Consider the following 20,592-nt stretch of genomic DNA (forward strand, 5'->3'; position numbering starts at 1 on the left):
TTGTCTACAATTAACAAGTAGACACATCTGTCTCCTTGGCTTTAGGAAATAAATATGAACAAATTTACCTTAGCGCTGATTGCAGGGCTTGGGACATCACTCGCGATTGGATTGCTGTCGTATTTTGATGCAACGCTAACCAATACAGCTCTACTAATGGCGCCTTTTGGAGCGACTGCGGTACTTGTTTTTGGTGTTTATGACAGCCCTCTAGCGCAACCTAAAAACGTGATACTAGGTCACCTAATCACCTCTTTTATTGGAGTGTTTTTCTTTCAATTCATTGACGTAACGCCAATGAGTTTAGCGATAGCGACGGGGCTGGGAGTTAGTGTCATGTTATTCACTAAAACAACCCATCCCCCAGCAGGAGCGAATCCAATACTCATTATGTTGTCAGGGCAAAGCTGGGGATTTTTGGTGACTCCCGTACTCATTGGTGCGGTGACCATCGTACTCGTCGGGAAAATGATGCAAAAGGTTAAACATCAGTTCGATTCAAAATCTTAGCCAAGCAATCAATGTTCATAATTGCTTATTGCGAGTTGCAACGCTTGAGGTCGAGTCTACGTGACTCGATCTTTTGTATCCGTTTTAGTGTTTATCCAATAGGTAGTTATACCCACAACTTTGAACGCCTCAACCATGTGGCCAACAAAAGTGAAGTTAAAATGTCTAACGCTTACCGCATAATTCAATGCCACACCGCAATAATACTAACTCGTTATTTTAATATACCTTTGCTAGAGTAGTTTTTATCAGTGATATAAACCTTGTTATAGTATCGATAATAAAAATCTTGGGGTAACTCCGTTTTTTCAAGCAAATAAAGACATTGAATGAATTTAAACCGAGTAACACTGCCAGTTAATGATATGGATATATCAACTCAATTTTATCGTGATTTAGGCGTCGGTCCCCCCACTATGCGCGCTTCGAATGCCCTGAAGGCGGTGGCATAGTGATATATTTTGAGCACCAGCAATTAGATGATTGGGTAGGCGAAAATCGACTTAATCCATCATGGTGGGTAGAGCTTAGTACTTAAACTACACATAAAAACACTGCACTTGAAACCGTTGTGAGTAGCAACATGTTGCTTATTATTAATAAACGTACCAAAAGGCGTACTCATGAGAAATAGTGTTCGTTTTCAAAATAAACAATACTCCCCTTCTAAAGTCATATGCATTGGCAGAAATTATGTCGAGCATATTAAAGAACTCGATAATGAAGTACCGACTGAGCCGGTTATATTTTTAAAGCCCAATTCCGCTATCTCAAGTCACCTTTATCTTCATGACACAGACAGTATTCATTACGAAGGTGAAATATCCTTACTGATTGAATCTGATAACTTTGTAGCGGTGGGTTTTGGTTTGGATTTAACCAAAAGGGATCTGCAATCCGCATTAAAGAAAAAAGGCCTGCCTTGGGAAAGGGCTAAAGCATTTGATCAATCAGCATTATTCAGTCAATTCGTTGCCATCACTGAACCGATGTCACAATTAAAGATGCAGCTAACCATCAATGCCAAAGTCGTGCAAACAGCTGATTATGATCTGATGTTACACAAACCAGAGTCACTGTTAAACGAGGTTAAAACCTTCTTATCGCTAGAAGATGGCGATATTCTGATGACAGGCACGCCAAAAGGCGTTGGAAAAATAAACCCACAAGATGTACTTGTAGGTCAGATCTTTAGTGGTAAAACCCTGCTAGTGGAGCACACTTGGTCAGTCCAAAGTACTATCAAGGTCTAAAGCGGTTTAACTCATCATGCTCTCTGGCATCTTCACTGCCACCATATGCCCTTCGGCACAAACTATTCCGTTAGCGGATAGTGTGATATCTAACACCACTTTTCTCGGTTTTATCTCGCGAATAACACCACGCAACTCTAGCTCCACACCCATTGGCGTCGGTGCGAGATAGTCAATATTCAGTGCTGCGGTGACAAACCGAGGCGGCTCTTGATCGCGACTTCCAAATGCCCGTTGACCCGCGGCGCTGGCACTGCCTGTGCCGTGGCAATCGATTAAGGACGCTATCAGCCCACCATAAACAAAACCCGGTATTGCCGTGTGAAATGGCTTTGGCATAAAGTGCGCGATGGTTTCATCATCATCCCAATAGCTTTTGAGTTGGTGACCATGAGGATTGTTTTTACCACAGCCATAACAATGACTGAGATCTTCTGGGTACTGGTCTTGAAAAGACTGACTTGTCATACCGTCTCCTGACGCATTCAATTACTGCCCTTACGCTATTACTAATTGTGATTTTCAGCAACACAGACATAAGCCTTAAGACTAAAGGATGCAATGCAACTCATCGGCAAAGATCCATCTCAGCACGAGTCTGTAGATACAAAAAAAGGGACTATCAATCGATAGTCCCTTTATAGCTATTTTAAGGCTAACGAGCCGATAAAACAGTTACAGGCTTGGCAGAATATCTGCTGGCAAGTAAGCGTTAAAGCTAGCAGTCAGCAGTAGGTTTGTTGATGCTTCGATATCGGGGCCGAAGAAACGGTCCTTATCGTAATAAGAAACCAACTCACGGATCTCAGCTTTCGCCTTTGCCACTGCTGCACTTGGCTGTAATGGACAACGGAAGTCTAAACCTTGCGCCGAGGCCAATAGCTCAATCGCTAACACACCGCGGGTATTTTCAGACATATAACGTAAACGACGCGCCGCAAAGGTGGCCATAGACACATGGTCTTCTTGGTTAGCAGATGTTGGCAAGCTATCGACTGAGGCTGGGTGAGCGTAGGTCTTGTTCTCTGAAGCCAGTGCTGCAGCAGTTACCTGCGCAATCATAAAGCCTGAGTTTACCCCGCCATTTTCAACTAAGAAAGGCGGCAACTTAGACAAATTAGGATCGATAAGCAGCGCGATACGACGTTCAGCAATTGAACCCAATTCCGCAATTGCAATCGCCAAGTTATCGGCTGCCATCGCTACTGGCTCAGCGTGAAAGTTACCGCCTGAGATAATGTCACCGGTATCTTGGAACACTAATGGGTTATCAGTTACACCGTTAGCTTCGGTGCCTAACACCTCAGCTGCGTGGCGAATTTGCGTTAAACATGCACCCAATACCTGTGGCTGACAACGCAGCGAATAAGGATCTTGCACTTTTTCACAGTTAAGATGATCAACACTAATTTCAGATTCATCCGCTAATAAGTGACGGAATACAGCCGCTGAATCAATCTGGCCTTTCTGGCCACGAGCAGCATGAATACGCGCATCAAACGGACTACGACTGCCCATTGCGGCTTCAACACTCATAGCACCAATCACTGAACTGGCAGCAAACAGATCTTCAGCGTTAAACAGACCTTCCAGCGCTAAAGCGGTTGAAGCTTGCGTACCATTGAGTAGCGCTAAGCCCTCTTTGGCTGCAAGTTCAATTGGCTCAAGGCCGGCGATTCCCAACGCTTCAATGGCAGAGATAAGTTTACCTTGGTAGCGCATCTGACCTTCACCAAGCAGAGGTAAGCTCATGTGAGATAATGGCGCTAAATCACCCGACGCACCAACAGAGCCTTTTTCAGGTACGCACGGATATACTTCAGCGTTAACCAGCTTGATCAGGAAGTTGATCACCTCTAAACGAATACCGGAGAAGCCACGGCTCAGTGAGTTAATCTTCAATACCATCATCAAGCGCACAGTCGCATCACTCATGAGCTTTCCGGTACCTGCCGCATGGGAAAGTACAATCGAGCGCTGTAGCAGTTGCAGGTCTTCGGCGGCAATATTAGTGTTAGCCAGCAAACCAAAACCTGTATTAATACCGTAAACGGTACGGCCTTCATCTAAGACCTGTTGTACCAAACCAGCGCTGATGTTGATGTCAGCTATTGCGCTTGACGCGAGTTCTAAGGTCACTTTTCCACGACTGATTTGACGAATTTGTGGCAGGGTTAGGGTACCCGGCGTTAATACTAAATGGCTCATATTCTACTTACCTTCTGTCTTGGCTGTATCTAGCATCGGCAGATCTAAGTTCTGCTCTTTTGCACAATTTTTAGCGAGTTCATATCCAGCATCAGCATGACGCATCACACCTGTTGCAGGGTCATTCCAAAGAACGCGGCCTAGGCGTACGGCTGCGTCATCGCTGCCATCAGCAACAATCACCACACCAGAATGTTGGCTAAAGCCCATACCGACACCACCACCGTGGTGCAATGACACCCAAGTGGCGCCACTAGCAGTATTAAGCAGTGCGTTCATCAGTGGCCAATCTGATACCGCGTCAGAACCATCAAGCATGGATTCTGTTTCACGGTTAGGACTCGCAACTGAGCCTGAATCTAAGTGATCACGACCGATAACGATGGGTGCTGACAGCTCGCCATTTTTAACCATTTCGTTAAAGGCTAATGCCAAACGAGCACGGTCTTTAAGGCCGACCCAACAAATACGTGCTGGCAGACCTTGGAAAGCGATACGCTCGCGAGCCATATCTAACCAGTTATGTAGCTGTGGGTTATCAGGAATAAGTTCTTTAACTTTAGCGTCGGTTTTATAGATATCTTCTGGGTCACCAGAAAGAGCTACCCAACGGAATGGACCAATACCTTCACAAAATAATGGGCGTACATAGGCAGGCACAAAGCCTGGGAAGTCGAATGCATTCTCAACCCCCTCTTCAAATGCCATTTGACGAATATTGTTACCGTAGTCGGTGGTTGCTGCGCCAGCCGCTTGTAGCGCTAACATGGCCCTAACTTGAACGGCCATCGATTGCTTAGCCGCTTTAACCACGGCAGCTTCATCGGTTTTACGCATTTCTATCGCTTGTTCAAGCGTCCAGCCTTGTGGCAAATAACCGTTGAGCGGATCGTGTGCTGAGGTTTGATCGGTAACCACGTCTGGCGTAATACCACGCTCAACTAGCTCGGCAAAAATATCGGCCGCATTACCGAGTAGACCGACTGATACCGGCTTACCGCTGGTGTTAGCGTCTTCAATCATCGCCAAAGCTTCATCGAGTGAAGTGGCTTTTTTGTCGACATATTTAGTACGAAGACGGAAATCAATACGGGTTTCATCGACTTCACAGGTCAGCACTGAGTAGCCCGCCATGGTGCCAGCAAGTGGCTGCGCGCCGCCCATACCACCAAGACCACCGGTTAAGATCCACTTACCAGCAGATGAACCGCCAAAGTGTTGCTTAGCCATTGCCACAAACGTTTCGTAAGTGCCTTGCACAATGCCTTGCGAACCAATATAGATCCAAGAACCCGCTGTCATCTGGCCGTACATAGCCAAACCTTTCTTATCCAGTTCGTTAAAGTGTTCCCAGTTGGCCCAATGTGGCACTAGGTTAGAGTTAGCGATGATCACGCGTGGTGCGTTGCTGTGGGTTTTGAATACGCCAACGGGCTTACCTGATTGCACCATCAAGGTTTCATCTTCTTCAAGACGCTGTAATACTTCAATGATCTTGTCGTAACATTCCCAGTCGCGGGCTGCACGGCCAATGCCGCCGTAAACCACTAAGTCTTCAGGGCGCTCAGCAACATCTGGATGTAAATTGTTCATCAGCATGCGCATCGGCGCTTCTGTCATCCAGCTTTTACAGCTCAATTTAGTTCCATGCGGCGCAATGATGCGACGACTTGGATCGTGTCTCTTATCCATGGGGTCTACCTCGTTCAATTTGTTTGTTGTATTTGTTTTTATCTATTTTTTAATTACTGTCTTATTGTTTTTTTATGCTGATATTGCCATGGCTGACTTAACCTGCGACAACGTCATTTTTCTCGCTAATTCATTCGTACTAAAGTGGTTATGACCAAATGGGTGCTAACTAAATGTCAGGTGGCCGCCTAATCTAAATCTGCTACCGGGATGCACCAAGCGGGCAAAACTGACTACACCTTGGCGCGACCAAGTGCGACGAGTGATCTGTAAGCAAGGCTCTGTCGCGTCAATGTGTAATAGCGCCAACTGGGTAACGTCCGCCAACTTGGCTTCAATGGTGTGCTTAGCTTCTGTCAGCGGTGCCACCATCGATAAGTATTCATGCGGGGTTTGTTGACTAAAGTCTTGCGCCAAGTACTCAGGCACCAGCTTAGGATTCACAAAACGCTCCTCTAATTGCAGTGGCGTGTCTTGCTCGCAATGCACCAACACCGACAAAAACACCGCGCCGCCCTCTTCCAGCCCCAGCGCAATCGCTATCGCGCCCGTTGCTGTCGTTTCAGTAAGCTCCACTTGTTGAACAGTGTAACCATGGCCACGGTCTTTAATTTCATCAGCAATGTTACGGATCGCCATCATCGATGACTGCGATTTAAGCCCAGCCACAAAAGTACCAAGCCCTTGTGAGCGTTCTAATACGCCAGATTCAGTTAATTCAGTTACGCCACGGCGCGCCGTCATGCGGCTGCAATTAAACAATTCAGCTAATTGATTTTCAGACGGAACCCGGCTGTTCTCAGCCCATCTCCCTGACTCAATTTGACCGCGAATGTATTGTTTAATCTCTGCAAACTTTGGCGTTGCCATCGGTTATCCTGTCTTATACCGTTTTTGATGACCGATTACATATCAGTCCAGCGGCTATTTCTAATGGTCGAAAACTCGGCTACAATCCTAGCTTGTATATACAAGTAAACACAAGCTAGCTCACAAATTATTTTTAGTGGCAGCCCTTAGTGTTAGTATTCAACCTCTGCAAAAACTACAAAAAGAGAGAGCATCATGTCGTGGGATCAAGTCTGGATTGATATCAATATTGCTACTATGTCACCCAATATTGCAGAGCCTTACGGTGCTATTAAAGATGCCGCTCTCGCGGTGCAAGACGGCAAAATAGCCTGGGTAGGCAAGCGCGCAGACCTGCCTAAATTTGATGTGTTGGCCACGCCCACTTACAAAGGTAAAGGCGGCTGGTTAACCCCTGGATTAATTGATGCACACACTCACTTAGTGTTTGCGGGTAACCGTGCCAACGAATTTGAACTGCGCCTTCAAGGTGCTAGCTACGAAGAGATCGCCCGCAGCGGTGGTGGCATTATTTCGACTGTTAAAGCCTGCCGCGAAGCCGACGAAGCTGAACTGTTTGAACTAGGTCGCCAGCGTCTAAATGCCTTAGCAAAAGAGGGCGTCACTACAGTAGAGATAAAATCGGGTTACGGTTTAGACATTGAAACCGAGCTTAAAATACTGCGCGTTGCCCGCGAGCTAGGAAAGCATCACCATGTCGATGTAAAAACCACCTTCTTAGGCGCTCACGCTATTCCGCCAGAATACAAAAATGACAGCAATGCCTATGTTGACTTAGTGATCAACGAGATGTTGCCACGAGTGATTGAAGAAAATCTTGCCGATGCTGTCGATGTATTTTGCGAAAATATCGCCTTCAACCTAGAGCAAACCGAACGAGTACTCACCGCCGCTAAAAATGCCGGACTTGATATCAAGCTACACGCTGAGCAGTTATCAAATCTAGGCGGCTCAGCCATGGCGGCCAAGCTCGGCGCCAAATCAGTCGATCACATCGAGTATTTAGATGAAGCTGGCGTAAAAGCTCTCAGCGAAAGTGGCACCTGTGCCACACTACTACCCGGCGCATTTTATTTCTTGCGCGAAACTCAGATGCCTCCCATTGAGCTACTGCGCCAATACAAGGTGCCCATGGTGGTTGCCAGCGATTACAACCCTGGTTCATCACCAATGTGCTCAAGCCTACTGATGCTCAACATGGCCTGTACCTTAATGCGTTTAACGCCCGAAGAAGCCTTAGCGGGTATGACGCGCAACGCTGCTAAAGCACTGGGTATTGAAGCTGAAGTTGGTGTGTTAGAAGCTGGCATGAACGCCGATTTTTGCTTGTGGAATATCAGTACTCCAGCAGAGTTAGCCTACACCTACGGTGTTAGCTCTTGTATTGATGTGGTTAAGAATGGTCGTTTAGTGCATCAGTAAGGTGGGATGCCTGAGCGATGAGGCAACCTCATCGTTTAGGCGTCAACATTTGGCTTGGGTGGCCTCAGCCTTTTAAGCACAGTAGCTTAACTGTTTCTATTTCAGTATCTAATGACCTTTATGGGTCACTTCCTGCATCAGATGCAACTAATGACCTGCGGTCAGCGTATGTGCAGATACAGCAGAGGCTCGCCGCGACTCTTTATAAAAGAGAGGGTCCCTGTAAGCTCAACGAAAACATCTGACCTCCATGGACGGAGGAAATGCCAAATTCTGTCGGGAACAGAATTGGCCATTTTTTCAAAGGCCTCTGCCATATCTACACTGGATTAGAAAAGCACAATCATTTTGCCACTGAGTTCTTAATATAGAAACATAGAGCTCAATCTCTGCCTCATGAAGTCACAAAAAACACCAATTCCCCATCGAAGCAGCCGAAATACGCAGATACAAATGCCATAGAGCCATCATGGTCTTTCCCGTGCATCCATGCACTTCAAGACATTCAGGCATCCCGCCTATCAGATGATGGTCCAAGCTAGGGGGACATGGATATCTCATCTGAGCCGTTAGGCGATTTTTGGTGGAGTATGAGGCCTGTATTCAACGCATGTAACTTCGTCGGGCGTCATGATGGATGCAAGGAGGATAAGGCAGCTCTTTGACATCCATACCACCGCGACATTCGTGAACCCATTCACATCTAGACGAGCAGTCCTCCTTGCCCGGGTGTGGGATGGAGTCCCACGACGTTGCTCAGGCGCAGCCTGTGTGGACAAAGCAAAAGTCACATCAAACAGACACTTTAGAGTCCTTCCAAAATGCCTTACTCATCCAGTAAACCAGCAGTACTGCTACTGCAGAAGTCACTCCTAAAACAGACGATACACTGCTGTATAAAGAGCTAAAATCAAACGACGGTGATAGCAGATAAAGACTGATAAAAGCCAATGGCCCCTGTATTAGCAATACCGCAAAAATATCATTCGGAAACTGCGGCAGAATTTTCCGATAGCTAAAATAAATACCTGCTGCAAGCAGTAAACTCAGACCAACATCATGTATTAATAGCCACAAAAACTCTGAACTATTGCTGTGCATATCAGTATTAGATAATAAGAATCCCAACATATAACTGGCAGCGAAATCAAACGCAATTAGACTCATTCCCGCCAACAATATGCCAAATAATAGTGCGGGTAGATATTTAATGACTTTCCTTACGATCATAACCATACATCCTATAAAGACGACAAATATCAGCAACCATTAAAGCATTGAGTATGTGTGATTGAAATACTAAAGACGCCTTTCACCTATTCACTTAAAGATATTCAAGCATCCTTTTTATCCAATGGAGAATCTGAAGCGATAGAGAGCATCAAAGTCTGGAAAACGTGAAAGGAATTTAGAAGGTTAGTCATCCGAACACACTAGGCTGCTTGGTTAGCTGCACTCGCCGCTAAATCCTCATTATGCTCTTGAATAAAGTCTTCCATAAACCAGGCGCAGAAGGTATGTCGACCATCGACTTCCGCCTTGCCATAGACAGATGAAGCTTGTTGGCGTACCGTTTTCTCTTTGGTTTGCCGCACCTCAGCGATCTCTTTAAAGCTTAAGCCTTTTAACAGCAGATACGCCACCTGTTGCTCACTTTTGGTAAATCCCCAAGTGTCGAACTGACTAATAACAGCTTGACTATAATCCTTACGGGCAGAGCGCATCTGGCTCGACATATTATCGATCTGCTTATCTGCTTGAGCGAGTCGAAGCGCTAAAGATTTAACCTGCCGAGACCGACGTATCAAGTCATAGCTCAAATAGACAGTCCCTATAACAGTAAGCAACACCAATATGCTTTCTTGCATGATATGCCATGCAGGGATATTTAGTTGCAAGTCCGCCATGATATCAATCAGCTTAAACAGCATGATCAACACCAACAAAACAATAATAACAACATCCTTTTTCATGGAAAAAACCACTCCTATAACCAAAAACCAACATCTATTCAGTAAACGAATATTTGAACAAAAATAATTAAAATCAGGTAATTACTTTATGGGACATATGTACCATAAGCGCTTTTATGATACACCTCACTCAAGACATTAGCCTATCAATCTCTAAACTAACGGCACACTTTAATAGCATAGAAATCACTTATGTCTGTCGTTAAGTCTTGTATCAAGATATGTCTGTTGACCGCATTAAGTAGCAGTAGTTTCTTAAGCCATGGGGCATCCAATAGCGAACTGCCACCGCTGCTAGAAATAAGCCAAGCCAGATTGAACTCCTCGCAACACAATGGCACTCAACTCAATGATGAATACGCACTTGAACTAAGCAGTTCATCATGGCTCAGTGGCCTACCTAGTATTGGCCTGAGTTACCTCGGTAGCTTAGATAATGGAAACAGTTACGAACAAGAAGTATCGCTCAATTTGCCGCTTAAATCCCTAGGGTTACGCAGCAGTGATAAGCAACTAAAGCAGCTAACTCAATCAATTCAGGGGCAACAAATTGCTTTGCAGGGCCTCTATATTTCAGGCCTGCTAAGACAAAGTATCTGGGATCATCGCATCGCATCGATGAAGCTCATGCAACTTGATCGCAAAATAAAGTTACTCGAAAAACTGCATACTCAGCAGAAAATTTTAACCGATGTAGGCGAGTTACCACTCGCGAACCAGTTGCTGCTAGAAAGGGAGTTGGTCGATATCGAACTCGAACAAATTAACCTTAAGCAGCAACAAGCTGAGGCGCTCTCTCTCTTTAGTCAGCTAACAGGCCGACATGAGATGCCAACAAAAATTGATGAAAGCTCACGTCCCATTTTTGATGCACACTCATCCACGCTCACAGCGTTCAACACCGCTTTAGCACAGCACCCATTATGGCAACTGCAAACCCTGCAACAACAACAGCTGTTGGTAATAAAGAGTCAACAAGCGGGGGAACGCGATCCTTGGACACTGTCACTAACCGCTAAAAACACCAAAGATGATCAACTTGATGATCAGCAACTAGGGCTAGGCATCACAGTGCCACTTGGCTTTATTTCAGCGCTCTCTCAAAGTGAATTATCAACTTGGCAGCAAGCTCATAGTGAACAAAACCTCAATCGTGATCGAATCTATCTGCAATTAACAACACAAACAGAAAAACTGGCGAAACAGCAGCAAAAATTACTCGATCAACAAGTGCTGTTAAAGCGTGGTCTCTCTTTGAGTCGTACCATCACCGAAGAACTTGCCAAAGTAAAAGAGCAGAACCAAATCAGTTACGAGATATGGCTGCGTCGTTATATGGATGCGCTCGATACCGAGTCACGCTTAGTGCTTAACCAAGTCACCCAACAACAACTTCACTCCCAGCAACTGCAAGCCTTAGGAATTTCATTATGATGGCCAAGTACGGCGCCAGCCTTTTATGTTTATCAGCCTGCCTATCCACCAGCTTGGCCCAGGCAGAATCTATCGCCCTCAAGACATTAGGCAACTTAGAACTCAGCTATGTACAGCCACAAAAGGTCGCTAGCTATGAAGGTAGCGCACTTCCAGCACTGGTTGACCGATTACCGGGCAACGATTATTGGGTTAGCACGCCAGAGAATATCCAGCAGGTCACCTTCTTGGTCGGTCAGGGACAAATCGTCACTAAAGGGCAAGCAATTGTGAGATTAACCGGGCCAGAGGTGTTCCATTTCCTGGCTCAGGTCGATGCAGCAAACAGCTTATATCTGCTGGCAAAAAAACGCTATGAACGCAATAAACCTCTGTTAAAAAATGGCAGTATCAGCACCGAAAAGTGGCGAGAGATCAGTCAAGACTATTTCAGCAGTCATCTCGAGTACGAGCATATGCAACACTTCATGGAGATAGTGCTAAGCACTGATGAGATAACGGAATCCCTAGTGGTAAGCTCACCAGTGGCGGGCATCGTAAAGCTCAATCAACTCAACACCCCCTATATGGCCGACTCACAGCTGTTTTCGCTGGTGCCAGCCGAGAGTATTCGCGTCAAGGTCAATGTGCCGATGAGCCAGTCAACTTCGTTATCGGCGATTAATATCGACCAATGTCATATCGCCATCGAGTCAATATCAGCCATTGCTGACGGCGCTTTTCTTAGCGCATGGTCAATGCCCGTGCCGCAAGAATGTAACCTCCTGCTAGGTCAGAAAGCCACCGTGATACCCGAGTATCAAAAAACAGTGTACCTGCTACCGAAAAACAGTGTGTTTAGCTGGCAACAAGAAAGCCAAGTATTTACCCAAACGGCAGAGACACTAACGGCGATCAATATTGATATTTTAGGTTCCACACCTCAGCAATACATCGTCGCCAGCGACCAAGACTTAAGTAAAACCCAAGTATTATCTCAGTCGGTTGCCGCTGTTAAAGGCATATTACTCGGCTTAGGAGGCGAATAATATGCTGACCTCAGTCATCCGTTTTTCACTCACTCAGCGCCTATTTGTGCTCATTGTGGCGATGATCTTAATGCTAGCTGGTGCTCGCGCCTGGTTTGTCATTCCGCTTGATGCTTTTCCCGATATATCACCAACTCAGGTGAAGATAATTTTAAAAGCCCCAGGCATGACACCTGAAGAAATTGAAGCACAGATAACGGTGCCGATTGAGACCGAGCTGCTCGGAATACCCAATCAGGCGATCTTACGCTCAACCACTAAATATGCCATCAGTGATATCACCCTCGACTTTACCGAAGGTACCGATATCTACTGGGCGAGACAACAAGTGAGCGAGCGACTCGCCGCCGTGTGGGATAGTTTTCCAGAGAGTGTCTCTGGCGGTGTAGCACCGATGAGCACGCCACTGAGTGAAATTTTTATGTTTTCACTGGAGAACCCCAATCTGTCGTTGATGGAGCGCAGGCAGCTACTAGAGTGGGAGATCCGCCCATTGCTGCGTACCGTTGCGGGCGTGGCTGATGTCAATATTTTAGGTGGCCATGCCAAGAGCTTTAACATTAATCCCAATCCTGCGGCGATGGCGGCGGCGGGAGTGAGTTTTGCCGCGTTGCAACAGGCAATTATCGACAACAACCATAACGAAGGTGCGGGTAAGCTCACCATAGGCACTGATACCATTATCGTGCGCGCTGAGGGGCGGATCGATGATATCGACGAACTGGGTCAGTTGGTGATTAAAGCCGATGATGCCAAGGTGTATCGCCTAAGCGATCTCGCCGACATCCAAATTGGTCATTTAACCCGTTATGGTGCAGTGACTAAAGATGGTGAAGAGACTGCAGAAGCGTTAATTATCGCCCTTAAGAATGCCAACACCGCCCAAGTGGTGACCAACATTAAAGAGAAGCTGGAACAGATAAGCGCCACACTGCCAGAAGGCAGTGTGATCAACACCTTTTATGATCGCGCCAACCTGATTAATACGGCTATCAATACCATCTCTAGTGCCCTGTTTCAGGCGGTGCTTTTAGTGATTGTGTTGCTGGCACTGTTTCTAGGCAATGTGCGCGCCGCCTTAGTGGTGTCGCTCTCTCTACCACTCGCCGCCCTAATGACCTTTCTGATGATGGATCTGTTCAACTTATCCGCCAATCTGATGAGCTTAGGCGGCTTAGTGATCGCTATCGGTATGCTAGTCGACTCCTCGGTGGTGGTCGTCGAAAACATGGTCAATCTGATCGCCAGCAAGCCGCGCTTACCACGCCTGCATCTTATTTTTCGCGCGACTAAAGATGTGGCGGTTCCAGTGGTATCTGGCACCATTATTGTGATGATCGTATTCTCGCCACTGCTCACACTAACGGGGCTGGAGGGGAAACTCTTTACCCCAGTGGCAGTGACTATTGTATTTGCTATGCTGTCGGCGTTGATACTATCGCTGACAGTCATCCCAGTCATCGCCTCGTATTTGGTCAATGAAAAAGCGGCCCAAGAACCTAAGGCCATCATAAAGCTTAAAGCTGCATATCTAGGCAGCTTAAAAACGGCCTTTAACCATAAAAAGCCCTTTATGCTGATCACTTTTGGCCTGCTGATTGTCAGCCTCGGGCTCTTTAGTCTAGTGGGCAAAACTTTTATGCCCACCTTGGATGAAGGCGACATCATATTACAACTAGAAAAATCGCCCTCTATTTCACTCGATGCGTCTATCGCAATTGATAAACAAATTCAGCAAACCTTGCTCGCAAAAGTCCCGGAGATAAAGCAGATGGTCGCCCGAACAGGTGCCGATGAGATGGGTCTAGACCCTATGGGGCTAAACGAAACCGATGTATTTTTAGAATTGGTTCCACGCGATGAATGGCGCTTCGATGACAAAGGGCAACTAATAGAGGCGATCCGCAACGAACTGCTCAACTATCCAGGGGTAAACTTTAACTTTACTCAACCAATTCAGATGCGGGTCTCAGAAATGCTCACCGGCAGTATTGGTGATGTGGCGATTAAGGTGTTCGGTACCGATATCGACACCCTAGGCCAGTTAACCGCACAAATAGAGCAGTTGGTGAGTGCCACCCGCGGCAGCATCGATGTCAAAATGTCGATGATAGAGGGCAGCCCCTTTATCAACCTCACCCTAGACAACGAACTGGCTCGTGGCTTTGGCATGAGCACCATGGAGTTTGCTCGCTACCTCAAGAGTCAACTCGAAGGGGTGATGGTAACCGAAATATTACAGGGCAAGAAACGCACCCCGGTATTGATTGCCAATAATCAAAGCAGTTTAAGTAGCATCAATGAGTTACAAAATCAGCTGCTAGTGATGCCCGATCACTCATTAAAACGCCTGACTGATGTCGCTAAGTTAAGCTACAAAGAGGGGCCGATTTTGATTGAGCGCGAGCAAGGTGACCGCTTCTCGGTGATCACCACTAACGTACAAGAACGCGACATAGTCAGTTTTGTTGAAGAGCTTAATACTAAAATTGCCCAGCAAATCCAACTCCCCAGCGGCTATAGCGTGAGCTTCGGTGGTGAGTTTGAAAACCAGCAGCGTGCCACCAACAATTTGCTATTAGTGATCCCCATTGCTATCGCGCTGATCACCCTAATCCTATTCACCACCTTTGGCTCGCTCGCCAAGGCCGGACTGATCCTTGCCAACGTCCCGTTTGCGATGATGGGCGGTATCGTCAGCCTTTATCTGTCGGGCGAATATCTGTCAGTGCCGGCATCGGTTGGCTTTATTGCCCTGCTCGGTGTGGCCGTCCTCAATGGCGTGGTGATGGTTAGCTACTACGAGCAGACAAAGCATCTCTTTAGCGATCTATTGATTCGGGTCGAACAGGGTGCCGCGCGACGTTTGCGCCCCATCTTGATGACGGCAACGACGGCCATGTTTGGTTTGATGCCACTGGTATTTGCCTCTGGGCCAGGAGCTGAGATCCAAAAACCGTTAGCCATCGTGGTCATTGGTGGCTTACTCACCTCGACCATCACTACACTTTACCTATTGCCAATCCTCTATTACTGGCTGGAGAAACGTCGATGAACACAGAACAGCTATTAGTGCTGATCGCACAAAACGATATTAAAGACGATATTGTCGATACCCTGATTGACTTAGATTTCTTATCAGGCTTTAGTCTGGGCAATATCTGTGGCTTTAGCCGCGAGCACAGCCACTTTAATATCAAGGAACAGGTGGGGGGATATCGGGAATTTTGTAAGTTTGAGATTATGCATCCCACCGCCCAGCAAGATGCGCTTTTACAAGCTCTTGCCGTCGTGTGTAAACACAACCCCTGTCGCTACTGGATCATGCCAATCCAATTGTCTGGAACTCTTTGTTAATCGAGAGTCGAATATTTAGTCCATGGGATATTCACTTTCCCATGGACTAAACGAGTCTAGAATTTACGCTACCCAGCCTAAATAAGCATTTTTGAAGAGTTCCCTTTAGACTACTGCCAATATGTTGAATAGCATCTTTAAGCTGATCACAAACAACAGTAGACCGAATAGCTTCTTGAGCAGCTGTTGAGGGATCCTACCCGATAGTTTCACCCCCAAAGGAGCGGCTAAAAAACCGCCTATCGATATAATGACCACCGAGGGGAGATGGATGAATCCTAACGCCCAAGGTAATGCTGTAGAGGTCCCCCCGTAAGATGTCATCCCATTAATGACATAACCACTAGTGCCAACAATAGCGATTGATACCCCAATGGCTGCTGAACTAGCGACGGCCTTTCTGATATTAATGCCTTGCTTCACCAAATAGGGAACAATTAACGAGCCCCCTCCTATCGCGGTTAACGTCGACACGGCGCCAATGACAACCGATATTAGATTGCTAAGCCCTCCTTGCTGCTCTATCGCTTTTGGTGGCTGTCGATTTAACAACATACTCAGTGATAGATAACCCATAAATGCAGTAAAGAATAATGAAAGTAGTAGCGTATTCAGAACTGATATCAGTAATGCCGCCAACACGCTGCCTAATAAAATAAACGGCACCATATTCTTAACGACTTTCCAGTCAACATTTTGTTTTTGATGGTGCGCGCGTGCACTTGAAAAGGTCGTTGCAATAATAGAAGCCATCGCAGTCCCTAAGGACAGATGTACAGCCACATCTGGTTGCACACCTCTGGATAGAAACAGACTCGCCAAAACGGGAACTAAAATGCCTCCTCCCCCAACGCCAAGTAAGCCTGCAATAATACCAACACTTCCCCCTAAAACAGACAACAGCAATAGATCGATCCAAGTCATATATAACCCCCTTCCACAATAAGATGACAGGAGATGTTACATTGATACAGCAACGTCCTATTATCGAATATAGGACGACATATATCGACTAAAGGACAATATGAAACTCAGCCCATCAGATGAATCCTTTAAACCAATGGCTAGACCGATTGTTTTAGTCAAAAGGAGCCTCAAAAAAGGCGCTGCCATTGAGTTGCATCAACATAATTGGGGGCAGCTCTTATACGCCCATCGCGGAGTGATCCTTGTAACAACAGCCACAGCAAAATACATTTGCCCTGCAGAACAAGCTGTCTGGCTCCCTTCCCATGTCGATCATGAAGTGTTGGTGTTAACCGATTGCGAACTTAGCAGCGGTTATTTTGAGCAACAACAAACCCCAAAACTACCAAATTTTTCTCAAGTAATCAGTATTTCACCCTTACTAAAAATGCTCATTATTGAAGCGCTCAACATACCTGCGAATTACGAATGGCAAAGCCCTGCTGGCAGACATTTAAGATTGATCCGTGACTTCATGACCCTTGCTCCCGCCGTTGAAACCAGCTTACCGTCTCCCACTTCGGTAAAGCTGCTGTATATTGCACAGCAGCTCAATGAGACACCTGATGATATTAAGAGCTTAGAGGAATGGGGCAAGCTGGTTGGCGCTTCGGCTCGAACGCTTTCTCGCAACTTCAAGAAGGAAACCGGAATAAGTTATACGTCTTGGCGCCAAAGATTAAAAGTTCAGGCAGCGATACATCTACTTTACCGAGGAAAATCGGTCACCGAAATTGCTTTTCAACTGGGTTACGAAAGCCCATCCGCTTTTATTTGTATGTTCAAAAAAAATACAGGCATAACGCCCAGTAACATTATCACTAGGTCATCGTTATAAAGACTGAGATTGATAATAAGGCTACTAAAAAATGACTAGGTTGCGCTCATTCGCCATTCCCCATGTATAATCTAATCACTGAAACTATAACACGCTGATAAATGCCTAAATATCTATTCCTACTACTGTTAATCCCCTTCTATTGTGCCCATGCGAATACGCTGGATCTAACAAAATATGATACCGATGTCGCTGCATTATTACGAGAATACCAAGGGCAAGATGTAAACTCGCGGCCAGTGCTGCCATCAGTATTAGTATTCAATGAAAGTGAACAGGCCTCAACCTATGTCGACTTTAAACGCGGCTTAATTCTGGTTGAGACTCGTAGTAAAGCGCAGCTTAAACAAGCTGTGGTGCAGGTGTTATTGACCCAAATAGACCCTAAAGTGATTGATGCACAAACCGCGCAAGACTTTGGCTTAATCAGCAATAAAAAGAAGCCGTTTTTTTGGGGGCAGATAAGAGACCAAGAGAGTAAACCGATTGAGTTCGAGTGGCGTGCCTCGCGTTACGCTGATTACTTAGTCAATAACAGCCAAAAAGTTAACTCGCGCTTTCGCGTCGCTATCTACATGGTTAAAAATCACAGCAAAATTGCCAGCGGTAAATACATTAACTTTGCCCGTAACTCAGGCCAAAAACATGGTATCAATACTGACCTGATAATGGCCATTATTGAAACTGAAAGCGCGTTTAACCCATTAGCAAGATCGCGTTCCAACGCATTAGGATTAATGCAAATCAAAGCCAATACTGCTGGCCGCGATTACTTCTCCTTAGTGAAGGGCTATAAGCACACCCCTTCTTCAGCTTACTTATACGATCCTGAAAAAAATATTGAAGTCGGTACCGCTTATTTAAAGATATTATCAAGTCGCTACCTATCAGGTATTCACCATCCTAAGAAGCGCGAATATGCGGTAATATCTAGCTATAACGGTGGTGCGGGTAATCTCTGGAAGAGTTTAGATTCACGAGGCAATCGTACTAAAGCGCTGGCACGGATTAACAAGATGACGGTCAGTGAATTTTATTGGTTCTTAACCCATCGACATAACCGCCAAGAAACCCGTAACTACTTAAAGAAAGTCAGTAGTAAACAGAAAAAATACCTTTAGAGCATGATTAATATTCCATTAAAAATGATGGTCGTTATTCTGCGGCGCTATGGCTTGAACCTTAATCGCTAGATCCCTAAAATTCAACAGTTGAGTATTGTATAGTTCCTCTATGACTCACCCCGTCATGCATACCGCTCAAGAAAATTGGCGACTCAGTAGAAACCGAACATTTTTACCTATTGCTGAACAATGAGCCCCATAACGAGGAGACGGGCAAAGTCGCATCATTTACAGTCTTCACGCCATCTCTATCCTTAGGCGTTGGAAACTAAAACATGACATTTTTTGATCAAACACTCCTAGTCAGTATTTAAGCGTGGGCATTAAAGCTCCCATCACCTCAATTGAACACCAAATAGCTAAAGAACATTAAAAGCAATCACTTACATAACCATGCATCACTATGTTGCCGATAACTTCAGGCAAAGTGACGAATTGCCACTTTGTAGTAACGTCACAGATACACCACCATTTAATAAAACTGTACATAAAACTGAAAATTAACTACAACAAGAGGCCCGAATAAACTAGCCAAGCAGACCATTTCAGCTTAGGATCTGAACAATAAACAAAGCTCAACTACAGTTAATAGCACATTGCGGAGTAACCAAACATCATGGGTATCAGAGCCATTGTCGTAGATACAGCCGGTACAACTACCGATCTTAACTTTATTGAGGATATCCTTTTTCCTTATTCAGCTAAGGCCTTACCCGCTTTTCTTGAAGAAAACCAACATAATGTGTTAGTTGAGAACTGCATTTGTGATGTGCAAGACATTGCGCTTGAGCCGGATGCAGATCTTGCTCGTGTGACTGAAATTTTGTTGCAGTGGATTAGCGAAGATCGCAAAGCGACGCCACTAAAAACTATTCAAGGCCTTATCTGGAAACAAGGTTACGCTAACGGTGAATTTAAAGGTCATATCTTTCCAGACTTTATCGAAGCACTTGATGGCTACAAGCAAAAAGGCTTACGCGTTTATAGCTTCTCATCAGGTTCTGTTGATGCGCAAAAACTGCTGTTTGGTAATAGCGATGCAGGCGACTTAACCGATAAATTCAATGGTCATTTCGATACCCGCACCGGCAACAAACGCTTTAAACAGGCTTATTGCAATATCCTTAACACTATCAGCCTTAGCCCGAAGCAGATCCTATTTGTTTCTGACGTGCTAGAAGAGTTAAAAGCCGCCAGTGAAGCAGGCTTGAACGTAGCACAAATGGTACGTGACGATAGCCAGCGCACCGGTGACTTTAAGCAGGTTAGCAGCTTTGCAGAGCTTGATATCTAACACGGTATCGATGACTCGAAAAGGCATTCATTGAATGCCTTTTTTTGTGGCTAAAATTCGCTTTTCTAGTCCTTGTTGTCACTGAGGCATGCTGTTATGCTGACTATTAATCAAACAAGTGTTTGAATAACAATCAAGCTAGGCTAACGAAAAGAGATCATTATGGATAAGTTTCTCCAGCAATACCCAATCAATACCGCAATTAACGTCGCTTGGGGCGAAATGGATGCCTTGCAACACGTCAACAATGTGGTTTACTTTCGTTACTTCGAGACCGCAAGAATCGATTTTTTTAACCAAATAAACTTGCTCGAAGATCTACAAAAAACCTCTATCGGCCCAGTCATCAGCGAAAACCAAGCACGCTATAAGCGTCCAGTGACCTTTCCAGATACCTTGATTGTCGGCGTTAGCATAAGCGATATTAAAGATGACCGATTCATGATGCACTATCATGTTTTTAGCCAGGGCCAGCAAGCCGTCACCACCATTGGTGCATCTCAAGTCGTCATGTTTAATTTTAAAACGGGCCAAAAGGCCACGCTTACACCACAACTGCTTGATGCACTAAAGACCTACCAACAAGCATAACGCTGCTATTGTAGTCGTTGATGAAAATCGAT

18 protein-coding genes and 1 pseudogene are annotated in these 20,592 nt (G+C 45.6%); 12 read left to right on the plus strand and 7 right to left on the minus strand.

All coding sequences use genetic code 11. The features are described from left to right. Positions 1–54 precede the first annotated feature (54 nt). From CXF83_RS00660 to CXF83_RS00670, 3 genes and pseudogenes are all read left to right on the plus strand, one after another. Complete coding sequence (locus CXF83_RS00660; protein WP_101091964.1) at positions 55–510, plus strand: HPP family protein; 456 nt, start codon at positions 55–57, stop codon at positions 508–510. Positions 511–839: 329 nt separating this feature from the next. Next, a pseudogene (locus CXF83_RS22740) lies at positions 840–1,048 on the plus strand (hypothetical protein). Positions 1,049–1,133: 85 nt separating this feature from the next. After that, a complete protein-coding gene (locus tag CXF83_RS00670; RefSeq protein ID WP_101091965.1) occupies positions 1,134–1,763 on the plus strand; it encodes a fumarylacetoacetate hydrolase family protein in 630 nt (209 codons plus the stop codon). 6 nt (positions 1,764–1,769) lie between these two features. Here CXF83_RS00670 and CXF83_RS00675 read toward each other — a convergent pair whose 3' ends face one another. The 4 genes from CXF83_RS00675 to hutC all read right to left on the minus strand — a co-directional run bounded on the left by CXF83_RS00675 (position 1,770) and on the right by hutC (position 6,533). Then, positions 1,770–2,231 (minus strand): PaaI family thioesterase, encoded by a 462-nt coding sequence (locus tag CXF83_RS00675; RefSeq protein ID WP_101091966.1) that lies wholly within the window; start codon positions 2,229–2,231, stop codon positions 1,770–1,772. A 207-nt stretch (positions 2,232–2,438) separates the two neighbouring features. Beyond that, positions 2,439–3,971 carry a histidine ammonia-lyase gene (gene hutH, locus CXF83_RS00680; RefSeq protein ID WP_101091967.1) on the minus strand — a complete coding sequence of 511 codons (1,533 nt, stop codon included), beginning with the start codon at positions 3,969–3,971 and terminating at the stop codon, positions 2,439–2,441. Between the two features lie 3 nt (positions 3,972–3,974). Continuing rightward, on the minus strand, positions 3,975–5,663 hold the full coding sequence (gene hutU, locus CXF83_RS00685) for a urocanate hydratase (protein ID WP_101091968.1): 1,689 nt from the start codon (positions 5,661–5,663) through the stop codon (positions 3,975–3,977). Positions 5,664–5,828: 165 nt separating this feature from the next. Further along, the gene (gene hutC / locus CXF83_RS00690) at positions 5,829–6,533 is read right to left on the minus strand and encodes a histidine utilization repressor (protein ID WP_101091969.1); all 705 of its coding nucleotides are present in this window, start codon (positions 6,531–6,533) and stop codon (positions 5,829–5,831) included. A 195-nt stretch (positions 6,534–6,728) separates the two neighbouring features. Here hutC and hutI point away from each other — a divergent pair, with 195 nt between their 5' ends. Continuing rightward, a complete protein-coding gene (gene hutI / locus CXF83_RS00695) occupies positions 6,729–7,955 on the plus strand; it encodes an imidazolonepropionase (protein WP_101091970.1) in 1,227 nt (408 codons plus the stop codon). Between the two features lie 792 nt (positions 7,956–8,747). Here hutI and CXF83_RS00700 read toward each other — a convergent pair. After that, positions 8,748–9,185 carry a hypothetical protein gene (locus CXF83_RS00700; RefSeq protein WP_101091971.1) on the minus strand — a complete coding sequence of 146 codons (438 nt, stop codon included), beginning with the start codon at positions 9,183–9,185 and terminating at the stop codon, positions 8,748–8,750. A 203-nt stretch (positions 9,186–9,388) separates the two neighbouring features. After that, positions 9,389–9,928, minus strand: a complete 540-nt coding sequence (locus CXF83_RS00705; protein WP_101091972.1) for a helix-turn-helix transcriptional regulator — start codon at positions 9,926–9,928, stop codon at positions 9,389–9,391. A gap of 192 nt (positions 9,929–10,120) precedes the next feature. On the opposite strand from CXF83_RS00705, the gene CXF83_RS00710 reads away from it, so the two are divergent. The 4 genes from CXF83_RS00710 to CXF83_RS00725 are packed head-to-tail and all read left to right on the plus strand — an operon-like array spanning position 10,121 to position 15,747. Continuing rightward, the gene (locus tag CXF83_RS00710) at positions 10,121–11,362 is read left to right on the plus strand and encodes a metal transporter (RefSeq protein WP_101091973.1); all 1,242 of its coding nucleotides are present in this window, start codon (positions 10,121–10,123) and stop codon (positions 11,360–11,362) included. After that, positions 11,359–12,390 (plus strand): membrane fusion-like protein, encoded by a 1,032-nt coding sequence (locus tag CXF83_RS00715; RefSeq protein ID WP_101091974.1) that lies wholly within the window; start codon positions 11,359–11,361, stop codon positions 12,388–12,390. Before CXF83_RS00710 ends, CXF83_RS00715 begins: the two co-directional genes overlap by 4 nt. 1 nt (position 12,391) lies before the next feature. Beyond that, on the plus strand, positions 12,392–15,445 hold the full coding sequence (locus CXF83_RS00720) for an efflux RND transporter permease subunit (protein WP_101091975.1): 3,054 nt from the start codon (positions 12,392–12,394) through the stop codon (positions 15,443–15,445). Next, positions 15,442–15,747, plus strand: coding sequence for a DUF3240 family protein (locus CXF83_RS00725; RefSeq protein WP_101091976.1), 306 nt, complete (start codon positions 15,442–15,444; stop codon positions 15,745–15,747). The genes CXF83_RS00720 and CXF83_RS00725 overlap by 4 nt, the downstream gene beginning before the upstream one ends. A gap of 105 nt (positions 15,748–15,852) precedes the next feature. Here CXF83_RS00725 and CXF83_RS00730 read toward each other — a convergent pair whose 3' ends face one another. Beyond that, positions 15,853–16,671, minus strand: a complete 819-nt coding sequence (locus CXF83_RS00730; protein WP_101091977.1) for a sulfite exporter TauE/SafE family protein — start codon at positions 16,669–16,671, stop codon at positions 15,853–15,855. 100 nt (positions 16,672–16,771) lie between these two features. Here CXF83_RS00730 and CXF83_RS00735 point away from each other — a divergent pair, with 100 nt between their 5' ends. The 4 genes from CXF83_RS00735 to CXF83_RS00750 all read left to right on the plus strand — a co-directional run bounded on the left by CXF83_RS00735 (position 16,772) and on the right by CXF83_RS00750 (position 20,560). Next, positions 16,772–17,551: a helix-turn-helix domain-containing protein gene (locus tag CXF83_RS00735; RefSeq protein WP_101091978.1), complete on the plus strand. Its 780-nt coding sequence runs from the start codon at positions 16,772–16,774 to the stop codon at positions 17,549–17,551. 101 nt (positions 17,552–17,652) lie between these two features. Beyond that, entirely contained in the window at positions 17,653–18,672 is a 1,020-nt protein-coding gene (locus CXF83_RS00740) for a murein transglycosylase domain-containing protein (protein WP_101091979.1), read from the plus strand. A gap of 619 nt (positions 18,673–19,291) precedes the next feature. Further along, positions 19,292–19,969 carry an acireductone synthase gene (gene mtnC / locus CXF83_RS00745; protein WP_101091980.1) on the plus strand — a complete coding sequence of 226 codons (678 nt, stop codon included), beginning with the start codon at positions 19,292–19,294 and terminating at the stop codon, positions 19,967–19,969. A gap of 162 nt (positions 19,970–20,131) precedes the next feature. After that, a complete protein-coding gene (locus CXF83_RS00750) occupies positions 20,132–20,560 on the plus strand; it encodes an acyl-CoA thioesterase (RefSeq protein ID WP_101091981.1) in 429 nt (142 codons plus the stop codon). The last annotated feature ends 32 nt before the right edge of the window (positions 20,561–20,592 follow it).

Source organism: Shewanella sp. Choline-02u-19 (assembly GCF_002836205.1).
In the GTDB taxonomy this organism is placed as follows: Bacteria; Pseudomonadota; Gammaproteobacteria; order Enterobacterales; family Shewanellaceae; genus Shewanella.

Excerpts from the sequence above, each read along its gene's own strand:
- CXF83_RS00660 (WP_101091964.1), top strand. The coding sequence starts at position 55 with ATGAACAAATTTACCTTAGCGCTGATTGCAGGGCTTGGGACATCACTC.
- CXF83_RS00670 (WP_101091965.1), top strand. The coding sequence starts at position 1,134 with ATGAGAAATAGTGTTCGTTTTCAAAATAAACAATACTCCCCTTCTAAA.
- CXF83_RS00675 (WP_101091966.1), bottom strand. The coding sequence starts at position 2,231 with ATGACAAGTCAGTCTTTTCAAGACCAGTACCCAGAAGATCTCAGTCAT.
- hutH (WP_101091967.1), bottom strand. The coding sequence starts at position 3,971 with ATGAGCCATTTAGTATTAACGCCGGGTACCCTAACCCTGCCACAAATT.
- hutU (WP_101091968.1), bottom strand. The coding sequence starts at position 5,663 with ATGGATAAGAGACACGATCCAAGTCGTCGCATCATTGCGCCGCATGGA.
- hutC (WP_101091969.1), bottom strand. The coding sequence starts at position 6,533 with ATGGCAACGCCAAAGTTTGCAGAGATTAAACAATACATTCGCGGTCAA.
- hutI (WP_101091970.1), top strand. The coding sequence starts at position 6,729 with ATGTCGTGGGATCAAGTCTGGATTGATATCAATATTGCTACTATGTCA.
- CXF83_RS00700 (WP_101091971.1), bottom strand. The coding sequence starts at position 9,185 with ATGATCGTAAGGAAAGTCATTAAATATCTACCCGCACTATTATTTGGC.
- CXF83_RS00705 (WP_101091972.1), bottom strand. The coding sequence starts at position 9,928 with ATGAAAAAGGATGTTGTTATTATTGTTTTGTTGGTGTTGATCATGCTG.
- CXF83_RS00710 (WP_101091973.1), top strand. The coding sequence starts at position 10,121 with ATGTCTGTCGTTAAGTCTTGTATCAAGATATGTCTGTTGACCGCATTA.
- CXF83_RS00715 (WP_101091974.1), top strand. The coding sequence starts at position 11,359 with ATGATGGCCAAGTACGGCGCCAGCCTTTTATGTTTATCAGCCTGCCTA.
- CXF83_RS00720 (WP_101091975.1), top strand. The coding sequence starts at position 12,392 with ATGCTGACCTCAGTCATCCGTTTTTCACTCACTCAGCGCCTATTTGTG.
- CXF83_RS00725 (WP_101091976.1), top strand. The coding sequence starts at position 15,442 with ATGAACACAGAACAGCTATTAGTGCTGATCGCACAAAACGATATTAAA.
- CXF83_RS00730 (WP_101091977.1), bottom strand. The coding sequence starts at position 16,671 with ATGACTTGGATCGATCTATTGCTGTTGTCTGTTTTAGGGGGAAGTGTT.
- CXF83_RS00735 (WP_101091978.1), top strand. The coding sequence starts at position 16,772 with ATGAAACTCAGCCCATCAGATGAATCCTTTAAACCAATGGCTAGACCG.
- CXF83_RS00740 (WP_101091979.1), top strand. The coding sequence starts at position 17,653 with ATGCCTAAATATCTATTCCTACTACTGTTAATCCCCTTCTATTGTGCC.
- mtnC (WP_101091980.1), top strand. The coding sequence starts at position 19,292 with ATGGGTATCAGAGCCATTGTCGTAGATACAGCCGGTACAACTACCGAT.
- CXF83_RS00750 (WP_101091981.1), top strand. The coding sequence starts at position 20,132 with ATGGATAAGTTTCTCCAGCAATACCCAATCAATACCGCAATTAACGTC.